Annotated in this window: 25 protein-coding genes; 6 read left to right on the forward strand and 19 right to left on the reverse strand. The window is 37.8% G+C overall.

The window, feature by feature from the left end; translation table 11 throughout:
• Positions 1-110: 110 nt before the first annotated feature.
• Positions 111-470, reverse strand: coding sequence for a VOC family protein (locus ABD009_RS10210; RefSeq protein WP_343825109.1), 360 nt, complete (start codon positions 468-470; stop codon positions 111-113).
• A 184-nt stretch (positions 471-654) separates the two neighbouring features.
• Here ABD009_RS10210 and ABD009_RS10215 point away from each other — a divergent pair, with 184 nt between their 5' ends.
• The gene (locus ABD009_RS10215) at positions 655-1476 is read left to right on the forward strand and encodes a DUF4437 domain-containing protein (RefSeq protein WP_343825111.1); all 822 of its coding nucleotides are present in this window, start codon (positions 655-657) and stop codon (positions 1474-1476) included.
• A gap of 141 nt (positions 1477-1617) precedes the next feature.
• Here ABD009_RS10215 and ABD009_RS10220 read toward each other — a convergent pair whose 3' ends face one another.
• The 10 genes from ABD009_RS10220 to ABD009_RS10265 form a co-directional block, all read right to left on the reverse strand.
• Positions 1618-1923, reverse strand: a complete 306-nt coding sequence (locus ABD009_RS10220; protein WP_343825113.1) for a hypothetical protein — start codon at positions 1921-1923, stop codon at positions 1618-1620.
• 216 nt (positions 1924-2139) lie between these two features.
• The gene (locus tag ABD009_RS10225) at positions 2140-2826 is read right to left on the reverse strand and encodes a pseudouridine synthase (RefSeq protein WP_343825114.1); all 687 of its coding nucleotides are present in this window, start codon (positions 2824-2826) and stop codon (positions 2140-2142) included.
• Positions 2827-2837: 11 nt separating this feature from the next.
• Positions 2838-3086, reverse strand: a complete 249-nt coding sequence (locus tag ABD009_RS10230) for a hypothetical protein (protein WP_343825116.1) — start codon at positions 3084-3086, stop codon at positions 2838-2840.
• 54 nt (positions 3087-3140) lie between these two features.
• Entirely contained in the window at positions 3141-3833 is a 693-nt protein-coding gene (locus ABD009_RS10235; RefSeq protein WP_343825118.1) for an aspartate/glutamate racemase family protein, read from the reverse strand.
• 6 nt (positions 3834-3839) lie between these two features.
• Positions 3840-4301 (reverse strand): nuclear transport factor 2 family protein, encoded by a 462-nt coding sequence (locus ABD009_RS10240; RefSeq protein WP_343825120.1) that lies wholly within the window; start codon positions 4299-4301, stop codon positions 3840-3842.
• 41 nt (positions 4302-4342) lie between these two features.
• A complete protein-coding gene (locus tag ABD009_RS10245) occupies positions 4343-5209 on the reverse strand; it encodes an alpha/beta fold hydrolase (RefSeq protein ID WP_343825122.1) in 867 nt (288 codons plus the stop codon).
• A 21-nt stretch (positions 5210-5230) separates the two neighbouring features.
• Entirely contained in the window at positions 5231-5590 is a 360-nt protein-coding gene (locus ABD009_RS10250) for a hypothetical protein (protein WP_343825124.1), read from the reverse strand.
• Positions 5583-6095 carry a GNAT family N-acetyltransferase gene (locus ABD009_RS10255; protein ID WP_343825126.1) on the reverse strand — a complete coding sequence of 171 codons (513 nt, stop codon included), beginning with the start codon at positions 6093-6095 and terminating at the stop codon, positions 5583-5585. Before ABD009_RS10255 ends, ABD009_RS10250 begins: the two co-directional genes overlap by 8 nt.
• A gap of 20 nt (positions 6096-6115) precedes the next feature.
• Positions 6116-6427, reverse strand: coding sequence for a hypothetical protein (locus ABD009_RS10260; RefSeq protein ID WP_343825128.1), 312 nt, complete (start codon positions 6425-6427; stop codon positions 6116-6118).
• A 214-nt stretch (positions 6428-6641) separates the two neighbouring features.
• The gene (locus tag ABD009_RS10265) at positions 6642-7055 is read right to left on the reverse strand and encodes an MAPEG family protein (RefSeq protein ID WP_343825130.1); all 414 of its coding nucleotides are present in this window, start codon (positions 7053-7055) and stop codon (positions 6642-6644) included.
• Positions 7056-7143: 88 nt separating this feature from the next.
• Between ABD009_RS10265 and ABD009_RS10270 the strand changes: the two genes are divergently transcribed.
• Complete coding sequence (locus ABD009_RS10270) at positions 7144-7569, forward strand: MarR family winged helix-turn-helix transcriptional regulator (RefSeq protein WP_343825132.1); 426 nt, start codon at positions 7144-7146, stop codon at positions 7567-7569.
• Positions 7570-7663: 94 nt separating this feature from the next.
• Here the strand turns inward: ABD009_RS10270 and ABD009_RS10275 are convergent, their stop codons facing one another.
• The 5 genes from ABD009_RS10275 to ABD009_RS10295 all read right to left on the reverse strand — a co-directional run bounded on the left by ABD009_RS10275 (position 7664) and on the right by ABD009_RS10295 (position 11535).
• On the reverse strand, positions 7664-7858 hold the full coding sequence (locus ABD009_RS10275) for a hypothetical protein (protein WP_343825134.1): 195 nt from the start codon (positions 7856-7858) through the stop codon (positions 7664-7666).
• 185 nt (positions 7859-8043) lie between these two features.
• Positions 8044-8511, reverse strand: coding sequence for a hypothetical protein (locus tag ABD009_RS10280; protein ID WP_343825135.1), 468 nt, complete (start codon positions 8509-8511; stop codon positions 8044-8046).
• 42 nt (positions 8512-8553) lie between these two features.
• Positions 8554-9771, reverse strand: a complete 1218-nt coding sequence (locus ABD009_RS10285; RefSeq protein WP_343825136.1) for a metallophosphoesterase — start codon at positions 9769-9771, stop codon at positions 8554-8556.
• Between the two features lie 70 nt (positions 9772-9841).
• On the reverse strand, positions 9842-10606 hold the full coding sequence (locus tag ABD009_RS10290) for a hypothetical protein (protein WP_343825138.1): 765 nt from the start codon (positions 10604-10606) through the stop codon (positions 9842-9844).
• Between the two features lie 125 nt (positions 10607-10731).
• A complete protein-coding gene (locus ABD009_RS10295; protein ID WP_343825140.1) occupies positions 10732-11535 on the reverse strand; it encodes a hypothetical protein in 804 nt (267 codons plus the stop codon).
• Between the two features lie 181 nt (positions 11536-11716).
• Here ABD009_RS10295 and ABD009_RS10300 point away from each other — a divergent pair, with 181 nt between their 5' ends.
• Positions 11717-11938, forward strand: coding sequence for a TA system antitoxin ParD family protein (locus tag ABD009_RS10300; RefSeq protein WP_343825142.1), 222 nt, complete (start codon positions 11717-11719; stop codon positions 11936-11938).
• Entirely contained in the window at positions 11925-12221 is a 297-nt protein-coding gene (locus ABD009_RS10305) for a type II toxin-antitoxin system RelE/ParE family toxin (RefSeq protein WP_425543072.1), read from the forward strand. Before ABD009_RS10300 ends, ABD009_RS10305 begins: the two co-directional genes overlap by 14 nt.
• A 582-nt stretch (positions 12222-12803) precedes the next feature.
• Here ABD009_RS10305 and ABD009_RS10310 read toward each other — a convergent pair.
• Together ABD009_RS10310 and ABD009_RS10315 are read right to left on the reverse strand one after the other, a co-directional pair.
• Positions 12804-13271, reverse strand: a complete 468-nt coding sequence (locus ABD009_RS10310) for an OsmC family protein (RefSeq protein ID WP_343825144.1) — start codon at positions 13269-13271, stop codon at positions 12804-12806.
• 715 nt (positions 13272-13986) lie between these two features.
• Complete coding sequence (locus ABD009_RS10315; RefSeq protein WP_343825146.1) at positions 13987-14493, reverse strand: hypothetical protein; 507 nt, start codon at positions 14491-14493, stop codon at positions 13987-13989.
• Positions 14494-14845: 352 nt separating this feature from the next.
• On the opposite strand from ABD009_RS10315, the gene ABD009_RS10320 reads away from it, so the two are divergent.
• Entirely contained in the window at positions 14846-15820 is a 975-nt protein-coding gene (locus tag ABD009_RS10320) for an integron integrase (protein WP_155696391.1), read from the forward strand.
• Here ABD009_RS10320 and rsmD read toward each other — a convergent pair.
• Positions 15817-16443, reverse strand: coding sequence for a 16S rRNA (guanine(966)-N(2))-methyltransferase RsmD (gene rsmD / locus ABD009_RS10325; RefSeq protein ID WP_343825149.1), 627 nt, complete (start codon positions 16441-16443; stop codon positions 15817-15819). The two genes, ABD009_RS10320 and rsmD, sit on opposite strands and share 4 nt — an antisense overlap.
• 106 nt (positions 16444-16549) lie before the next feature.
• Between rsmD and ftsY the strand changes: the two genes are divergently transcribed.
• Positions 16550-17929 carry a signal recognition particle-docking protein FtsY gene (ftsY, locus tag ABD009_RS10330; RefSeq protein WP_343825151.1) on the forward strand — a complete coding sequence of 460 codons (1380 nt, stop codon included), beginning with the start codon at positions 16550-16552 and terminating at the stop codon, positions 17927-17929.
• The last annotated feature ends 15 nt before the right edge of the window (positions 17930-17944 follow it).

Here is a 17944-nt window from a genome sequence, read left to right on the forward strand (position 1 = left end):
CCCAGAATCGATGTTTATTTACCTAGCATTCGACTGATAGTACCGTCTTTATCCATAAACTGGTGTTTAAGCGCACCAGCAATGACTAATTCGACGCCAAATAAAGTCAATTAAGAATCCTCTAAACACCATACCGCAAACTCATTGCCACTCGGCTCTATGAAATGGAAACGACGGCCACCAGGAAACGAAAATATTTGGGTCGATATTGTTCCACCAAACTTTTCTACGGTACTCTGAGTCGCTTCTAGGTTGTCAGTTATAAGAACTAGTAGAGCGGCTCCGGCTGCTGCGCTTGATGTTAAGTCAGATTTGTAAAAGCCGCCGTCTAAGCCTTGATCATTAAATGCGGTGTAGTCTGGTCCGTAATCAATAAATGTCCAACTAAAAGCATCTTCAAAAAATCGTTTAGTGGCAGGCAAATCTCGAGAGGGAAATTCCACATAGTTAAGCTTGAGGTTGTGACTCATATTTTCCTTTCCTTGTTTGTATTTATTTGTTGTTTAGATTAAGGCTGATAGTTAATATTTTTCTAACCTGACAGCTATTCGCTATTATCTTTTTTTTCATGAAACTGTATAAGCAGTTTGCCCATTTATCAAAAGAATATAACACCATAAGATAAGTTCATACCAACTCAACGGAGAACGCGACATGACACGTTTATTAAATATCCCGACTTTCTTATTGGTGAGTGCTATTTTCTCGCCATCAGTGCTAGCAGAAACTGTAACCTCAAAAGTAGTGGCAGCTAGCGATATTAAATGGGGCTATCTAAATCCGCTTAGAGGCGATAAAAGCCCTGGTGCAGCTGACTTGTGGGGTAACCGAACGAGTGATACTGCAACGGGAATGCTAGTTCGCTTTAAAAAAGGTTTTGAGTCGCCGCCACACATTCATAACATAACCTATCGCGGCATTGTGATTGAGGGCTTGATGCACAATGACGACCCAAGCGCGGCAAAGATGTGGATGCCGGCTGGTTCGTTTTGGACTCAGCCAGCGGGTGAAGACCATACAACTGCGGCCAATACCGAGACTAATTTAATTTATTTGGAAATCGATTCGGGGCCATATTTAGTAAAACCGTCTAAAGAAAAATTTGATAACGGCGAGCGCCCGTTAAACCTGCACAGAGACAATATGGTTTGGCTAAATAACAGCGCGCTTGTTGATATAAATGCGAATGGCGTTAAGTTAACAATGTTGTGGGAAAGCACAGCAGACATGAATGGCTCAATGATAAAGCTGCCTGCTGGTTTTGAGGGTAAAATTATTACTAACGCGAGTGAATTTAGAGCCGTAGTGATTGCTGGCTCAGTTGACTATAAATCTAAAGATAATAAAACGGTGCAACATTTAAGCCCAGGCAGCTATGTAGAGTCTTCGGGTAAAATGAGTCACGAAATTACAAACTCTAGCAATACAGAATCAACTATTTACATTCGTACCAATAGTAAGTATCAAGTTAAATAGCCGCTTGAAATACAACTAAAAAGGTTTTCCCGAAGCGGGTGATTACTTGTCTACGTAGCACACCTTTGTGCTTGCAATATAGTCATGTAAACACCGCTTTTCACGACCAAAGATGAATAGCGGGTTAACAATTCTATTTATTCATTCATTTACCACTGGCTTTAGCTTAATCGTGATTTTTGTAATTAAAAAAGCAACCGCAGTCCAAAAGGTGATGATTACGCCATAGGCCAGAGCGGATTGAGGCGACGCTCCAAACTCTCCAATTATGAAATGGCTTTCACCCAAAAGCTGCGCAATACCAGTCCAAAGAACAGGAATATTGATCCAAAGTAAGGCTGGTAACATTGAACCTTGGACGTCAATTAGTGCTAACAGCAAAGGGATCTGAAGAAGTAAAACAGTAACAATAAAGCGTTTAAGAAATACATTGTTGGATAACATCATGACTCCATGTCAAAAAAGGGTGAATGAATAATCGTCTCTGCAGATAGCTACAAGTACAAAATACAATTTAACTATTTGAAATTAATTACGATTAAAACCTGTCTATTAATGATTAAAACACAAAAAGAATAGAAAATGCACACTAAAAATCTAAAGACTTTACGTCTATCCCAACATTGTCTATCTCAATAGCTATCTCAACGTTTATCTCAAAACCTAACTCAGGGTTTTAATTTCTTTCGGGGTTAGATAGCGCCATTGTCTTTCCTCAACATCAAGTTTTACATTACCAATTGACTCTCGGTGAAGGGAAATCACTTTATTGCCAATAGCAGAAAACATACGTTTTACTTGATGAAACTTGCCTTCGGTAATGGTCAGTAACACTTCCCGTGAAGTTAGGACTTCTAAGACTGCAGGGCGCGTTAGATTTTGCTCGCCTTGTAATTTAATACCAGCTTTAAACTTTTCAGTCGCATCCATGGCAATGTCTTTGGACAACTTAACTCGATAAACCTTACTGCACTCTTTATTTGGCGATGTAATATTAAATGACCAACGTCCATCATCAGTAATTAAAACCATACCGGTAGTATCAGCATCGAGTCGGCCAGCAATATGTAATTCAGAAGGGTTTTCAACACTGAGATGGTTGAATAAAGAGGGGTATTCTTCATCTATGTTGGAGCAAATAGTACCAGCGGGTTTATGCATAATAATATAACGAAAGTCTCTGGCTTTAAGTATGTCGCCATTTAGACGTAGGTCATTATTTTCATGAACTTGAGTCGCCTCATTCACTTCAATAGCGCCGTTAACGGTGACTTGGCCTGCCTTAATTAATTCAACTGCCTTTGTTTTTGTTAGCGCAGTACTTTTACAAACAAATTTATCAAGGCGCATTGCTGGTACTCTTAAAGATCTTTTGGTTTATCGTTGCCTGAATGCTTCGCCACTTTTGCGATATCAATTAACCAAGTAAACATATTCTCAAATGCATAAATACATATTACAAATATAAGAAACACCCAAATAGAAAAGCTATCAAAAGAGATTATGCTTGTTTTAGAGATATCAATAAGTGCCAATTCAAACAGCAAAACTGCAGATGTAATGGCTAATACAATGATACTCGCACTTTCTAATATGCTTCTTTTTTTCATAAGCTATCCTTTTCTTTTATCGTGTTTGTAACCAATGATAGTGGTTAGTGGTTTTTAACAGGTCGCAAGCTGTACTGCTTTTGATGCATGGATCAGAGTTGTATCATAAAGTGGCACGTTTGTATGCTGTTGCTGTACGAGTAGCGATATTTCCGTGCATCCTAGAATGACGGCTTCGGCACCTTGGTTATGGAGTTTTTCTATGACTTGAATGTATCGTTCACGAGACGTTTCTTGGATGTTGCCTAGACAAAGCTCAGAATAAATAATGTCATGCACAGCACTTTGGTCTTCACTATTTGGCACAATCACTTCAATCCCGTACTTATCGCTAATACGATTTTTATAGAATCCTTGCTCCATAGTGAACTGTGTACCTAATAAACCCACTCGTTTAATACCATCCGCTACTAATTGTTCTGCGGTCGCATCGGCAATATGAACAAGAGGTATAGAAAGTGACTGTTCTATTTTTTCTGCTACTTTATGCATGGTATTGGTACAAATTAGAATGAAATCTGCACCTCCAGCCTCAATGTTTTTTGCCGCGTTCGACAATATGACAGCGGTGTCGTCCCAACGGCCTTGGTGCTGTAACTTCTCAATTTCAGCAAAATCGACACTATAAAGACACATTTTTGCTGAGTGTAAACCGCCCAATTGAGCTTTTACGCCTTCATTAATATTTTTGTAGTAGTTCGCCGTAGATTCCCAACTCATGCCACCTAACAAACCAATTGTTTTCATAAAGAACTACTCGTGATATTTACGAATGACCGCGACTTTATCACCTTCTAACTCAAGCACTTCCATCATAGTTTGAGAGTACTCAATAGGCTGATTATTTTGTGGATGAACGCCTTTTGCGTAATTTTTGTAACGAATAGCAATTGCGGAGTTATTGAATACAAATACGTCTAACAATGTTGCTTCGTATTTGTCATGAGCACCTAAATAAAATGTCATCCCTTTTCTCATCGACGCTTTCCCGTCCGGCAACCTAGAATCGTCAACTACATATGGTAAATGTGAGTGACCAATATCGTCCGTTAATAAAGAAAGATAGCTTTCTAGCTCTTTGCTTGTTGCGTTTGGCTTTTGGGTTTCCGTCATGAGTTTAAAGTAGTGATGAGCAAACCTTTCTAAGTTTAACTCTTTGGCAAGTAATGAAAACGAGCTACAAAATAATAGGGTGAATAGAATTAGGTGTTTCATTAAAACTCCATTTTAATTTATGTTTTGTTTAACATTTAGGCTTAGTTGCTAGTTAGCGCTTTAATGCTTTTTACAACTAGGTATCGGTCTACAATATGTAGATGATGCTTTTCTGACTTAGAATATACAATCCGGCTATTAGTGGACAAGCTTTTGAAATATGCCTCGGCGTCAGCCTCTAATGAATTCATGCTTTTAGCTATTTCGTCTGGCACAAATGGCGGATCATAACGCTTGTTTGTTTGTTTTGATCTTACGGTTATAATCGGTTTATCACCAAAGTTAGCGGCATTAGACAATATTTTATAGCTTTCCATATGGTCAACGTTTTCAGGCACTCTTTTAAACATTGCGTCGTGTACACTTTGTTCAAAGCTATAGTAGTTTTGCAGTTTTTTGTTTTCTGATTTGAAGTTCTCAGGCCAGCGAGTCCCCATAGTATAAAAGTAGCCAAATACAGGAGGATCAATTAAAACAGCGCCAAGTACTTCTTGAGGGTAAAGGTTGTTGTAAGCGCTAATGACGTAAGATGCATATGAGCCTCCGGCAAAGTAAAATGGCGCTTTAACATCGGCAGCGGCCAGTAATTTATTTAACCTAATGGCCATATCATTTACCGTGAAAGGAACGGGACCTTTTTCGCTTTTACCTAATCCTGCGCGATCATATAAACAAATACTATAATCACTTTTTAATCGGTCTATATTTTCTAGCCAAACCCCATCAGAGCCAGCGCGACCAAATCCTTGTTCTAGGATTAATTGTGGTTTGTCGTTTTCATAACATTCGAGGTAAAGCTTGAATCCGCCAACATCATATAATCCTGCTTTGGTCGGCTTAAGGTTAAGCTCTGTCGCTAACGTTGCAAAAGAATACAAACATAAAATCACACTCGTCATTAACTTCATACAAACTCCATTTAATTAAACTTACTCACCAATCCCAACAAAACCTACCATGCGGCAGATCAAATCGCCGTCTTGCTCTACAAAATACTGACCAAGTTGGGTTTGTTCAGTACCTTCAGGGCCGAGTCCACTGAATGCAACAGTGACGCGAGTTACGCCAGCAATCGAGTCGGCTTTTATAACCTTTGCAGACCATCCTGGTGCATGTGCACTGAACATGCCTACATAATTATTTAGTGATTCGATTCCATTGATTGTTTCAGGCGTTCGAGGATCATCATATTTAATAGCCTCTACAACAGAGCTATTTATTGTAGAAAATCGAAGTTTTTCATCCTCAATTTGCCAGGCTTTAAAAAATGTTTTAATACAATCAGACATTACGGGTTCCTTTTTTAAATTTTAATTTAGCAAATATATGACTGTCATAAAATTTACCATTTTTATAAATTGCTTGTTGAAGAATAGCTTCTGGTAAATAATTACATTTTTCCAGAACTCTCATTGAGCCGGTATTACCTGAGAAAACGGCTGCGTACAGTCTGTTTATCTCTGTGGTTCGAAATACCTCTTCTGTAACAATATTAACAGCCTGTGTAGCAAAACCTTGGCCCCAATATTCTGAGCAAAGCCAATAGCCAATTTCTCCATTTCGCGAGTATTCGAATTCATCTGTCGACACACCGATGCAACCAACAAGTTCATCTGCAATAGTAATGGCACGAATTAAACTTAATTTACTGCCTTCTTTTATCCACCAATCGGCATCAGCCTCGGTATAAGGGTTCGGAATTTTGGATGATAGATATTCAGATACTCGTGGATCATTGAGAATTTCAATTAACCTAATCTTATCCGAATCTTTAAATTGTCTTAATGAAATCATTTTACAAACACAAACTTTGATTAAATATCAATGACATCACGGCTCGTTAATAAGTCGAGGTGTCCAACGCTTTTGATTACATGTAACTCTTTGTTTTTATTTTGTTGTGCTATATGAATTCCAATGGATGTATAGTTATCAGGTTGCTCTATCTCAACGATATCTACATTTACATCAGAATTTAGCTTTCGAATATTATTAAGAGTTTCAGCATAGTTGCTAGAAGCGATGGGGGTTTGGTTTGCTAAAAGGGATTTTTTACTTGGCGCTAAGGTCATACAGCCGTTTAAAAGCAATAAACCGATTAAAATAATAGGTAGTTTAAAGTGCACAAGATCATTCCTTAAGTTTTGTACTTTAAAACCACTTTACATTAAGCCAATTCTATAAGCCAATCAATAAGTTAAAATAAAGCCCTGACATACCAACAGTTATAAACGCTAAAAAGCTGAGAACGGCGGTTCTTTCAGGAACCGCGTGGATTACCAGTGAAGGCATTTCCTTGTTGGCTTATATACTCTCTCCTAAATATAAAGCTACTTTATCTTAGAAGTAAGTGTATACCAAGCCGATTAGGTACAACTGTGCAAACAAGCCAATCATATAGAAGTAACTACGTGGACTTGGGTTTTTATTGGTGGCGATAGCATAAAACAACACCATATGAACCAAACGCGCGATAAAAAAGACAATAGTCACATTAAGTAAGTGCTGTGGCGTTACGCCCACCATAATTGCAATAATTACGCTGAGTATGAAAACAGGCACGTTTTCCAGTGAATTTAAAAATGTACGATTACTTCTAAAAACAAAAGAGAAATGATCTAACTCGGCGCTTACAACACCCGGAATGTATTCACTTTGTTTTCTATGGGCAACAGTCGCGATTAACTGTTGTATTAGTACCATGGCGATTAGCGATAAAACGACAAACAGTACGTGGGTGTATTGTTCAAACATGTAGGCTTCCTTAATGAATTTAATTTGCATGCAAAGTATGCTAAATTAATTACCTGACCAACGCAACTAATTTGTACGCAAACTAAATATGAAGCAATTAAATCTCTCCAATCAATTATGTCATCGCTACTACGTTGCCTCGAATGCAATCACTCGCGCTTATCGTCCTTTTTTGGACAAATTAGACATTACCTATCCTCAATATGTGGTTTTAATGGCCTTGTGGGAAAAGGATAATGTTGACGTAAAGTTTATTAAAGAGAAAACCCATATAGATGGCGGAGCTTTATCGTTAATACTTAAAAAGCTCGAGGCTAAAATGTTATTGCAGTTTTGCGCTTCAGATAAAGACAAACGTATTAAATTTGTTAAATTAACGGATGCTGGCTGGCAAATGCAAAAAGAGGCCAGCACCATTCCTGAGCAATTAATGTGTCAGGTGACCGATATAACGAGTGAAGAAGTGAAGCTTCTTAAAACATTGACTGACAAAATTATTGCCAGTTTAATCTAGCCAATATTTGAAGCTGTACAAGGGCTTTCATTTTACATTTTTCCTTAGCTCATAATGTTTAATCATCAGCAGTAACTTGCTTACTACCTGAGCATTATTCGATGCTTGATATTTTTTCTTTTGAGATTTTGGCTTTTAAAGAGTGAAATAAAGAGGCAAAGACAAACGTTGTGAACAACAAAAGTGAACAAAGTAACTTTATGCCAATACTTTCACTGTCTATAAATGTATTTAAAATTGCAGAAAATAGAACAAATCCAACTAAATAATAGCTATGTACTTTACTCATGATAACTCCTTTTTGCATATAACCTTGCACAGACTACACAAGGTGAGTGGTAATTTTTAAGTGCCTAATCATCAAATATATACATTAAGAAAAATGCGATCAATGTAAATAAATAGCCTAAAAATATAAAAAAAGATTTAGGGTAACTGTCTCAACGAACACAGTGAGTGAGCTTAGTTGTTTTGTTAAGTGACATTAACACTCCGGACTTTCTTGTAGCGCATAGCAAGAATTGTAAGAATGCCACATAAAATACCGGTGCTTATTGCGCCATGTAAACCCAAAGAAACTACTAGTGGGCGCAAGACAAGTAAATGAATAATGAACGCTGGTATGAGTGCAATAGCGAATACTTTCAGTTTAACTGTTGCTTCAAAAGGTGAGTTGCAGTGTGGACAGGCTTTTTTCTTTCCCCACTTATTGGCAGCTTTAGAGAAAAAACCTATTTTCTCTTCACAGGTTGGACACTTAAAGAATTGTTCGTTTGGTTCAAAATTATCTTCGAGTGTCTCTGGGCTACTTTTCTCTAATGGTTGTCGCGAATCTAATTCCCCTTTTATTTGCTCTACTCGAGCTGGATAGTTTTCTCTATCTATATTTGCTAGAGCATCTTCTAGCTCTGCAATTGAATACTCTGAATAATTTGGTTCCATATGACTACTACTCCTTTGTACGCTTAGCGCCTTTTTTGATTTCTATGATGACTCTGAACTTTCTATTTGAATAAGCGGGAGCTTTTGCCCTTTTAAACCAACCCTAAAAATAGAGTGATTTTCAATTAATAATGCCTCACTTTCACCTTCGGCATGGTTAACATCAACCCGAATAACTTTTTCATTAAAGTCAAAACCAATGTGTTTTGTCAAAGTATGTCCAATGGCTATTTTTTTCGCATCATATACTTTCAATAATCGTTCGACATGGCTTTCAGTTGCCTTTTTACCTAGCCCATAGTGACTCATATCTTTAGCTAAGCCCCGATAAAACAGTAATCCTTTTGAGCTATGTAAAATATCCCCTTCAATATTTTTTATAATGGTTCCTGTTGTTACAAAGGAGTCTTTTGCTAAATTGTCGATGAATTCTAACGTTGGCTTTTTACTCAGGACTTCAGGGGATATACCACCATGAACATATAGAATATCGTTTATCTTCAATACAACGGGTTTACTCCGTAACCAGCGGCCAAGCACTGTTTCGTCAGACCACAATTGACGTTGCGTCATGCTAGTTGCGCGATATGTACCAAAATACTTTTTGGCTACCGATTTTGTTCTGCCATCCAACAAGTAACGTTCATGATTCCCGAGAACATAGTGGAGCCTGCCCCCGGCTTTCTTCGCCTCAGCTTCAAGTTTGTATAGCAACCAGAGTGTTGGCACAACATTCGTGCCTCGGTCTACCATGTCGCCAATTAAAACCAGGTGCCCTTTACCAAAACTCCAATCTAACGAGTCGTTTATTACGCCATTGGCGACGAGTAAATTGACAGTAGCGTCGAAGTTTCCTTCGAGATCGGAAATAGCCAATACATTTTCAGTTGTGGAGTAATTCAACTTGGAGCGAGGATATGAGTGTCGTAAAGGCACTTTAAATTGAGTTTGAGATTTATTGTCTACAGTGACTAAAAGCTCACCATGAACAGGTAATTTAGTAACGCTGTTAATTGACTGCTCGGTACTTGCAACTCTTAGAGCTAATGGTTTATTCGAGTCTACAAAAACATAGGGTCCATCATGCTTAACGAGTTTGTTTTGATATTCGATAAATAGCCACTCATCGGTGCTTTTGGAGTAGCCCAAGTAACGTCCGTCTGTAACCCTAATGCCAGTTCCGCTATACCAGCTAAATCCCGCAAGCGATATAACCAAAGTAAGAACTACTGTAGTCACAATATATAAAAACTTTTTCAAACTAAAACTTCCTTGTACTAAAACCAACTGTTATTTGTCATGGTTAATTTGCTTGTTATAGTGCCAAATACTACATTTTTATAGATTTAACGCCTTCTTTTAGTAAAAGCACATCTGCTTTAAATACTTCAAGTGTTCCAGGTGTAGATTGAGAGTTTCCGATAACATTTACGAAGCAACGATAAATATACTGACCATTTTTAAATTGATAGTAGTGGTTCCCGCCACTACCTTCAAAAACGACTTTTCCTTTCGTTAATACAAGATCTGGTTTTTCAGTCGTCTTTTTATCAATTGGCCAAGATGCATAACGATAATTGTTTTTTCCAAGATTATCGATTCGTATGAGGTAATTATCTGTTTGCCACTCTAATATCGGTTTTTTAAACTGACTAAGACTTGTATGCAGTCTTCTTTTTTGTTCATTGATGATCGCGGCTTTTTTTGCCTTCTCTATTTTTGACTCATAAGTTACCGCCCAAATAGTGCCGTCAATATCTAGCCATATCGCACCGCTCTTAAACATTATCCCACGCCAACCCATTTCTCTCCATTCTGTCTCCGGGTTTGATGACACAATATTTTCAATGAGATTTGAGTCAAAAACTTCATCATAACGCTCAATGAATTCGTTTTGATTTGTAATAGGCGGTAAAGGTTTTTTTCTAGCAAGCGGATATCTAACAGTTTGAGCGATGGCCTCTCTGTCATTTGATTGAAATAGTTCAATTAGTGAAGAAACAAGCTCATCTTTACTTTTGCCTTCAGCATTACTGACCCCAGAAGTTATGAAAAGAGAAATACAAAGTAGAGTTAACGAAATATATTTGTTCAAGAGGCACTGTTCCTTCATGGCACTATAACGCCTGATTAATAGGCGAGTTTTAGCTTGCTAAACTGTTTGCCGAAGGCTCGTGCCAGCTTTTACGAGACCCTCTTGAACCACTTGTTAGTTTTCGATTACCTGTGAACTCCTAATAATTTTTGAGTTAAGTCTTCCGCTTGCTCTATTTGCAAAGCTGACATTTTATTCAAAAGGCTATTCTTTATGAAACTAACTTTCAGGTAAAACTCATTGTTATTAGTAGTTTGCATTGCGTATTCAGCAAAAGCAACAGCCTTTACAATGTTTGGTTGCAATGTCGCGGGGTCAAAGTGTTGAAACCCCTTGATTAAACGAAGTTGTGATTTTTCACCACCATTCATTGCAAGTTTTTGAGCGAATGCATATTTCATATTAATGAATTTTAGTCGATGTTCAAATACTGCTTGTTTAGAGCTAGTGTCTACTCCAGTACTTTCAAAGTACTCAATGTCAGAAACAGCCCAAAGTTCATCTAAAGCGTCATCGGAGCCTTTTTCTATTGCTAGTAATAAGAGTTTAATAAAATTGTGCTCCTCATTTTTTAGCTCTGAACAAAGGGTGAACCTAGATGAAACATCTTCGATGAACTCATAAGGCTCACCTATACTAGTTGCGTTATCAATCCAAACAGTAAGTTCATCTCTCGTCTTAGGTACACCTTTGCAGCGCCTAATGCTCTTTGCAGATTCTAAAAGTTGGTGAGAGCTTAAACTTGGAGTGTTTAAAACCTTTTTATTCTTATTTCTAGTCGGTGAGGTTTTAAAGTTAGAAGGTTGAAAAGCCTGAGGTTGAGCCTTTTCGATTTGTGCGTTGCGTGAAACGTCGCTTTCAAAAGGGGCGTTAATTAAAAGCAAAATAATACTAACAGTAATCGTAGAAAAAATAATAATCCGTTTCACTAAACTTTCCTAGGTAAACTAACACCTCGCTAAGAGGCTAAAAATTAATTGGTTATACTTTAGCTGTGTTTGCGTTGTAAACCAATTGATTTTAGTCCTACTTAATTGACTTGTTATAACTCATTGCCACCATTGTAGCAAAGTGCTACATTTGTATTAATAAAGTAAGAGGAGATTTGTAATGGCAACATCAAGTATAAGATTAGATGAAGATTTAGTAGAGAAAGCCGCAATTATGGCGAAAGCATTAAATAGAACTACACCTAAACAAATTGAACATTGGGCAAAAATAGGTGAAATGATGGAAGACAATCCAGATTTACCTTATGAGTTTGTGAAGCAGGTAATAATTGCAAAGGCGGAAAAAGAAGCTGGCAAATTAGAGGCTTATGACTTTGGCTGAAATTAAACAAGTTTTACAAACCCCAAGTTTCAAAAAGGCAGTAAAAAAGCTCTACCAAAACCAGAAGCAAGAGCTTGATAAGGCTATCAAGTTAATAATGAAAGAGCCAAAGATAGGGGAGCAGAAAAAAGGCGACCTATCCTTTATGAGAGTATATAAATTTAAAATGGTTAAGCAGCTTACTTTACTAGGGTATAGCTATGAAGATGGCTCTATTGTTTTAGAATTGATAGCTTTGGGCTCACATGAAAATTTTTACCGAAATGTCAAAAACCTATTCTGAGTTATAACGCCTGGTTAAGAGGCGAGTTTTAGCTTGCTAAAATGTTTGCCGAAGGCTCGAGCAAGCTTTTACGAGACCCTCGTGAACCACTTGTTAACTATCACTAGCCAACGTTTAATATTCAGAAAACTACTTTACCTAAATACCTTTCTAAATCAAACGTCTATTTACTCCGAAAACCGAAGGCCTACTACTCGAATAGTTGAGAAGCCAAGCCATGAGCGCGGCGATGGTAAGTACTAAAAGAAAAAAGCTCCAAAACCGTTAGCAATATCAAACATTATTTGTTGAAACTAATTCAAGCCTTACTGAACGTACTTATTTGTTTGAACTTTCAATAGCCAAGCGGCTAGGCTTGGCGTTTCGTGATTCCGGCAAATAACTTTTTAAAGCAGACTCAAAAATTCAGAATAAAGAGAAAAGGAGACTTTAATCTAATGACACCAATATATTGCGACAGATTAATTATATTGCAGAATTTTACGTGAAGTTAACGCCCTGTTAACGGGCAAAATATTGTTGGCTAGAATAAGCGACGAAGGAGCAAAAGCCAACTGTATTTTGTCCTTGTTAAACAGCTTGTTAGGCTACGATTTCTGTAACAATATCTGTTTTCACTGAATTAGCAATGAAGCATTGTTCATGTGATTGATGGTGCATTTTTTCAAGTTGCTCCATCGATGGTTTTTTATCACCCGAAAACTGAACATGTGGTCTGAGTGTAACTTTAGTCATTGAAATTTTACCGTCGCTATCTTTCTCCATAATACCTACAGCGTCGTCTACATATGAATCTACAACATATCTTCTTTTTGCTGCTATTGATAAAAAGAACAACATGTGGCAACTAGAAAGAGAAGCAACAAATGCTTCTTCTGGGTCTACATTTTCTTCAACGGAATAAGGTAAAGGAACTACGTGAGGTGAAGAAGAAGCTTGAACGGTTATACCTCCATCAAAAATCCATTCATGTCCTCGGCTATATTTATTATCAATATAACTTTCATTACTATCTCTAACCCAATTGATTTTGGCAAAATACTCTGACATTTGAACTCCGTTTATGAAAGTAGCCTAACGCCTGGTTAAGAGGCGAGTTTTAGCTTGCTAGACTGTTTGCCGAAGGCTCGTGCAAGCTTTGACGAGACCCTCTTGAACCACTTGTTAACTATCACTAGCCAACGTTGAAATTAATAGAAAACCACTTTACCTAAATTCCTTTCTAAATCAACTCGCTAATTACTCAGAAAAACTAAGGCCTACTACTCAAATAGTTGAGAAGCCAAGCCATGAGCGCGGCGATAGTGAGTACTAAAAGAAAAAACCTCCAAAATCCTTAGCAACCTTAAGCGACCGATGTTGAAACTAATTCAAGCCTTGCTGAACGTTCTTATTGATTTGAACTTTCAATAGCCAAGCGGCTAGGCTTGGCGTTTCGTGATACTGGCCAATAGTTTTTGAAAGCAGACTCAAAAATTCAGAATAAAGAGAAAAGGGGACTTTACATTAATGACACTAATATATTGCGACAGATTAATTATATTGCGACAGATTAATTATATTGCAGAATTTTATGTGAAGTTAACGCCTCGTTAAGAGGCAAAAAATTGTTGGCTAAAATAAGCGACGAAGGAGTAAAAGCCAACTGTTTTTTGTCCTTTTAAACGACTTGTTATACGTTTTTACTACTTTGTTTTTATTGGCGTTGGATCTTTTTTCTCTTGTCTTTCTTCAATAGGTGGACGTTCTTCGTTTTCTTTATTTACTAACATTTCATCATCTCCGTTATAACTTTTAAAATTGCAAAAACACTAATTAACCATGCGGCAATAACCAGTTCTTCATATGCTAACTTAAGAGGCTTTAATTTATCACTATTAAAGTCTGACTGCTTAACAACCGCATTAGAATAACAATCATATATATATGATTGTGCAGGTTCACTTTCTTGGTTTTTTAACCACTCAGATGTTTGAGTACCTCTTGGAACTACTATACTTGAATTTATTTTAAGGCTAAGTAATAAGTGCCCAAAAGCACAAGCTAGTGAGAAAATAGCTAATAAGCCTGCAGACAATGTAATGTATTCAATAGGATTTTTTGGATTAAAAAGTTGAGAGTTTTGATAACCAAGGATTGCCCCAAAGCTAGCAATAATTATGGTGATAATAGTTAAAAAGCGAGTGCACTTATTTTCTATAGACTCAAACCTTAAAATTTCTTCGTTATACCTCTCTTTTATATATGAGAGAGCCCCATTATCAGATACCAAACTCATACTCCTGAAACGTATAACAGCGTATTATGCAGAACTCCGCATTTGCACTGACACAAGGCACGAGTTGCTAACGCTTTTTAATTTAATATAAACAAAACTTTATATGATTATTTATCACATTACTAGGCTCATAAGTTCTGGATATAGAGAAGTATATTGAATTTATGGGGTTCAGGTTTTTCTCGGTTTGTTTTATCGGAGTGTTGGTAACTTATTGTTTTATAAAACAGCGTGTCAGATACGGAGGGTTAAGGTGTAGTACAGTTTTCTCGGAATGGGTTTTATAAAGTGGATATTATATTTATTTTCGTCTAAAACTACTGTTTAGAAAACCAGTGGAGGGCGTATGGCACGTTCACAGTTTATTGAAACTATTCGAAAGCAGCTTCGTGCTCGTCACTACAGCATTCAAACGGAAAAAGTTTATTTAGCTTGGATTCGAGATTACATTCGATTTTGTAATTATCGTCATCCAGATGAAACGGGTAATACGGAAATAGAAGAGTTTTTGAGTCACTTAGCCAATAGCCGAAAAGTGAGTGCTGCAACCCAAAATCAAGCCTTGTGCGCGTTGATTTTTATGTTTCGACATATTCTAGATAAGGAGATTGAAGGCCTCAGTTATAGCTTCACTAAACGAGAAGTAAGAATGCCCACTGTGCTTGACGCTGTTGAAGCATCAACCATTATTTCTAATATGACAGGCAAATATCAATTAATCGCTTCTTTGTTATATGGATCAGGTTTACGAATAAACGAGGCTTTAAAGTTAAGAGTTCAGGACTTGAACTTTGATAACAAAACGATTTTGGTGTTTAGAGGCAAGGGTAAAAAAGATCGTTACACAATTTTACCTGAATCGTTAATTCCTAGCTTAAGAAACCAAATTGAAGCAGCAAGATGTGTGCACTTTAAGGACTTAGAGGACGGTGAAGGTTTTAGTTCAGTTGGTCCGGGGCTTAAGAAAAAATACGGGAGTGCATTAAAAGACTTTCATTGGCAGTTTTTGTTTCCATCTTCAGTTCGGTGTGTCCACCCTTACGATGGTTATGTTTGCCGACATCATATTCATGAAACTGCATTTAGAAAGCAGTTGCGAAAAGCTGTGTTAGCAAGCCAAATCACCAAGCGAGTTACTGCCCATACATTTAGACATTCATTTGCGACTCAACTTTTACATATGGGAACAGATATTAGGACCGTACAAGACTTACTAGGTCACAGCGATTTGAAAACCACAGAGATTTATACGCATGTACTAGGCAGTCGCTTTGGTTTCACGCGCAGCCCAGTTGATCTCGCTAACTTAAATAAGCCTTAACCTAGGTATCGAAAAAGTTGTGCTGTGACTTGTCCTGCAACTTTGTGTTTAACAAGTTCAAACCGTGATGAAAACTCACTGTTTTCAAGAGAAAAGGTAGCGTCATTTTCCTTTTCTATGTAAAGGATGGTATCAACCTTGAGCTTTTCGCTTTCTATAAGAGCGTTAATCGTTGGTTCAATAAGGTTTTTGTGAAATGGAGGGTCGATAAAAATGAGGTCAAATTTCTCATTTATATTCAGTATTTTCTGGAAAAAGTCACCTTGTATAACAGTGACCTGTGTATTTGCGTTTAAAGCTTGGCAGTTTTCTTTGAGTTGCAATGCAGCTTGTTTGTCTTTTTCAATAGCAATTACTTGCGACGCACCGCGAGAGGCGGCTTCAAATCCAAGTGAACCTGCACCTGAGAAGCAATCTAATACTTGTGCGTTTCGTACATCTGTCATGAGCCAGTTAAATAAAGTCTCTTTAAGTCGGTCGGTTGTTGGACGCAAACCTTCTTTGTCGTGAACTTTTAATCGTCTTCCTCGCCATTGACCGCCAATTAGACGAATTTCGCCTTTAGTTGTACTTTTTGATGGTTTCTTTTTGTTGCGGCTTGGGAAATTTGAAGATGGTTTCAAAGTTGCACCTTTATTCGTCAATTGAATAGTTAAAATCTGTCTGGATTTACGATAACATACTGCGCATATTATCCCGCTCATGCGTTCACATTTAAAGGTTTTTTTAATGGCAAAGAAGTCAGGTTTCTTTTCTTGGTTTAGTAAAGATAAAAAAGAGGCTCCTAAAGTAGAGGAGTTACCAGTAGAAGCAGCAGAAGAAGCGGTAGACATTCCCGGTTCAGATGCCGTTTCGGATTCCGCGAATACGGATGTCGCCGACACTAATTTAATAGAAGAAACAGTTGATGTAACTGTTGACTCAGCACAGGCAGTTGCTCCAACTTCTACAGACACAGACACAGACACAGACACAGACACAGACACAGACACAGACACAGACACAGACACAGACACAGAACAGCTGGTGAATGAAGAGTTAGTTGTTGAAGAAACTATCGTTTTAGCGACTAATGACTTAGAAACTGAAACTGAAACTGAAACTGAAACTGAAACTGAAACTGAAACTGAAACTGAAACTGAAACTGAAACTGAAACTGAAACTGAAACTACGCTACAGCCTCAGCCGCAGGAAAAGTTAGGTCTGTTTGAAAGATTAAAGCGCGGGTTAGCTAAAACACGTCAGCAAATTGGTGGTGGTTTCTTATCTCTGTTTGCAGGCAAGCAAATTGACGACGAGCTATACGAAGAGCTTGAAACACAGTTGTTAATGGCTGATGTGGGTATGGAAACCACAATGAAGTTAATTGACAGCCTGACGGATCATGCAGATAGAAAGCAGTTGAAAGACGCCGACGCACTGTATGGCCTATTAAAAAGCGACATGACTGAAATACTTGCTAAAGCGGATCAACCGCTAGTCATTCATAATGAAGACGGCCCATTTGTTATTTTAATGGTAGGCGTAAATGGTGTTGGTAAAACTACGACTATTGGTAAATTAGCGAAGCAATTCCAGCAGCAAGGCAAGTCAGTGATGCTAGCCGCGGGTGATACGTTTAGAGCGGCAGCCGTTGAGCAACTTCAAGTTTGGGGCGAGCGTAACAATGTTCCAGTAGTTGCACAGCACACGGGTGCTGATAGTGCGTCGGTTATTTTTGATGCTTACCAGGCAGCAACAGCTCGAAATGTTGATGTTTTAATTGCGGATACTGCAGGTCGTTTGCAAAACAAAGACAACCTAATGCAAGAGCTTGAAAAAATAGTTCGTGTTATGAAAAAGATTAACGCCAAAGTACCTCATGAAATCATGCTAACCATTGATGCGACAACAGGTCAAAACGCCATGAGTCAAACTAAGCTGTTTAATGAAGCGGTTGGGTTAACAGGTATTACGTTAACAAAACTGGACGGCTCGGCTAAAGGCGGAGTGATTTTCTCAGTGGCAGCGCAACACAATATCCCAATTCGTTATATAGGAGTTGGTGAAGGTGTTGATGATTTAAGAACCTTTGAGCACAAAGCCTTCATTGATGCGTTATTTGATTAGACATTTTAAGCAACA

This window comes from Psychrosphaera haliotis, assembly GCF_039523615.1.
GTDB lineage: Bacteria > Pseudomonadota > Gammaproteobacteria > Enterobacterales > Alteromonadaceae > Psychrosphaera > Psychrosphaera haliotis.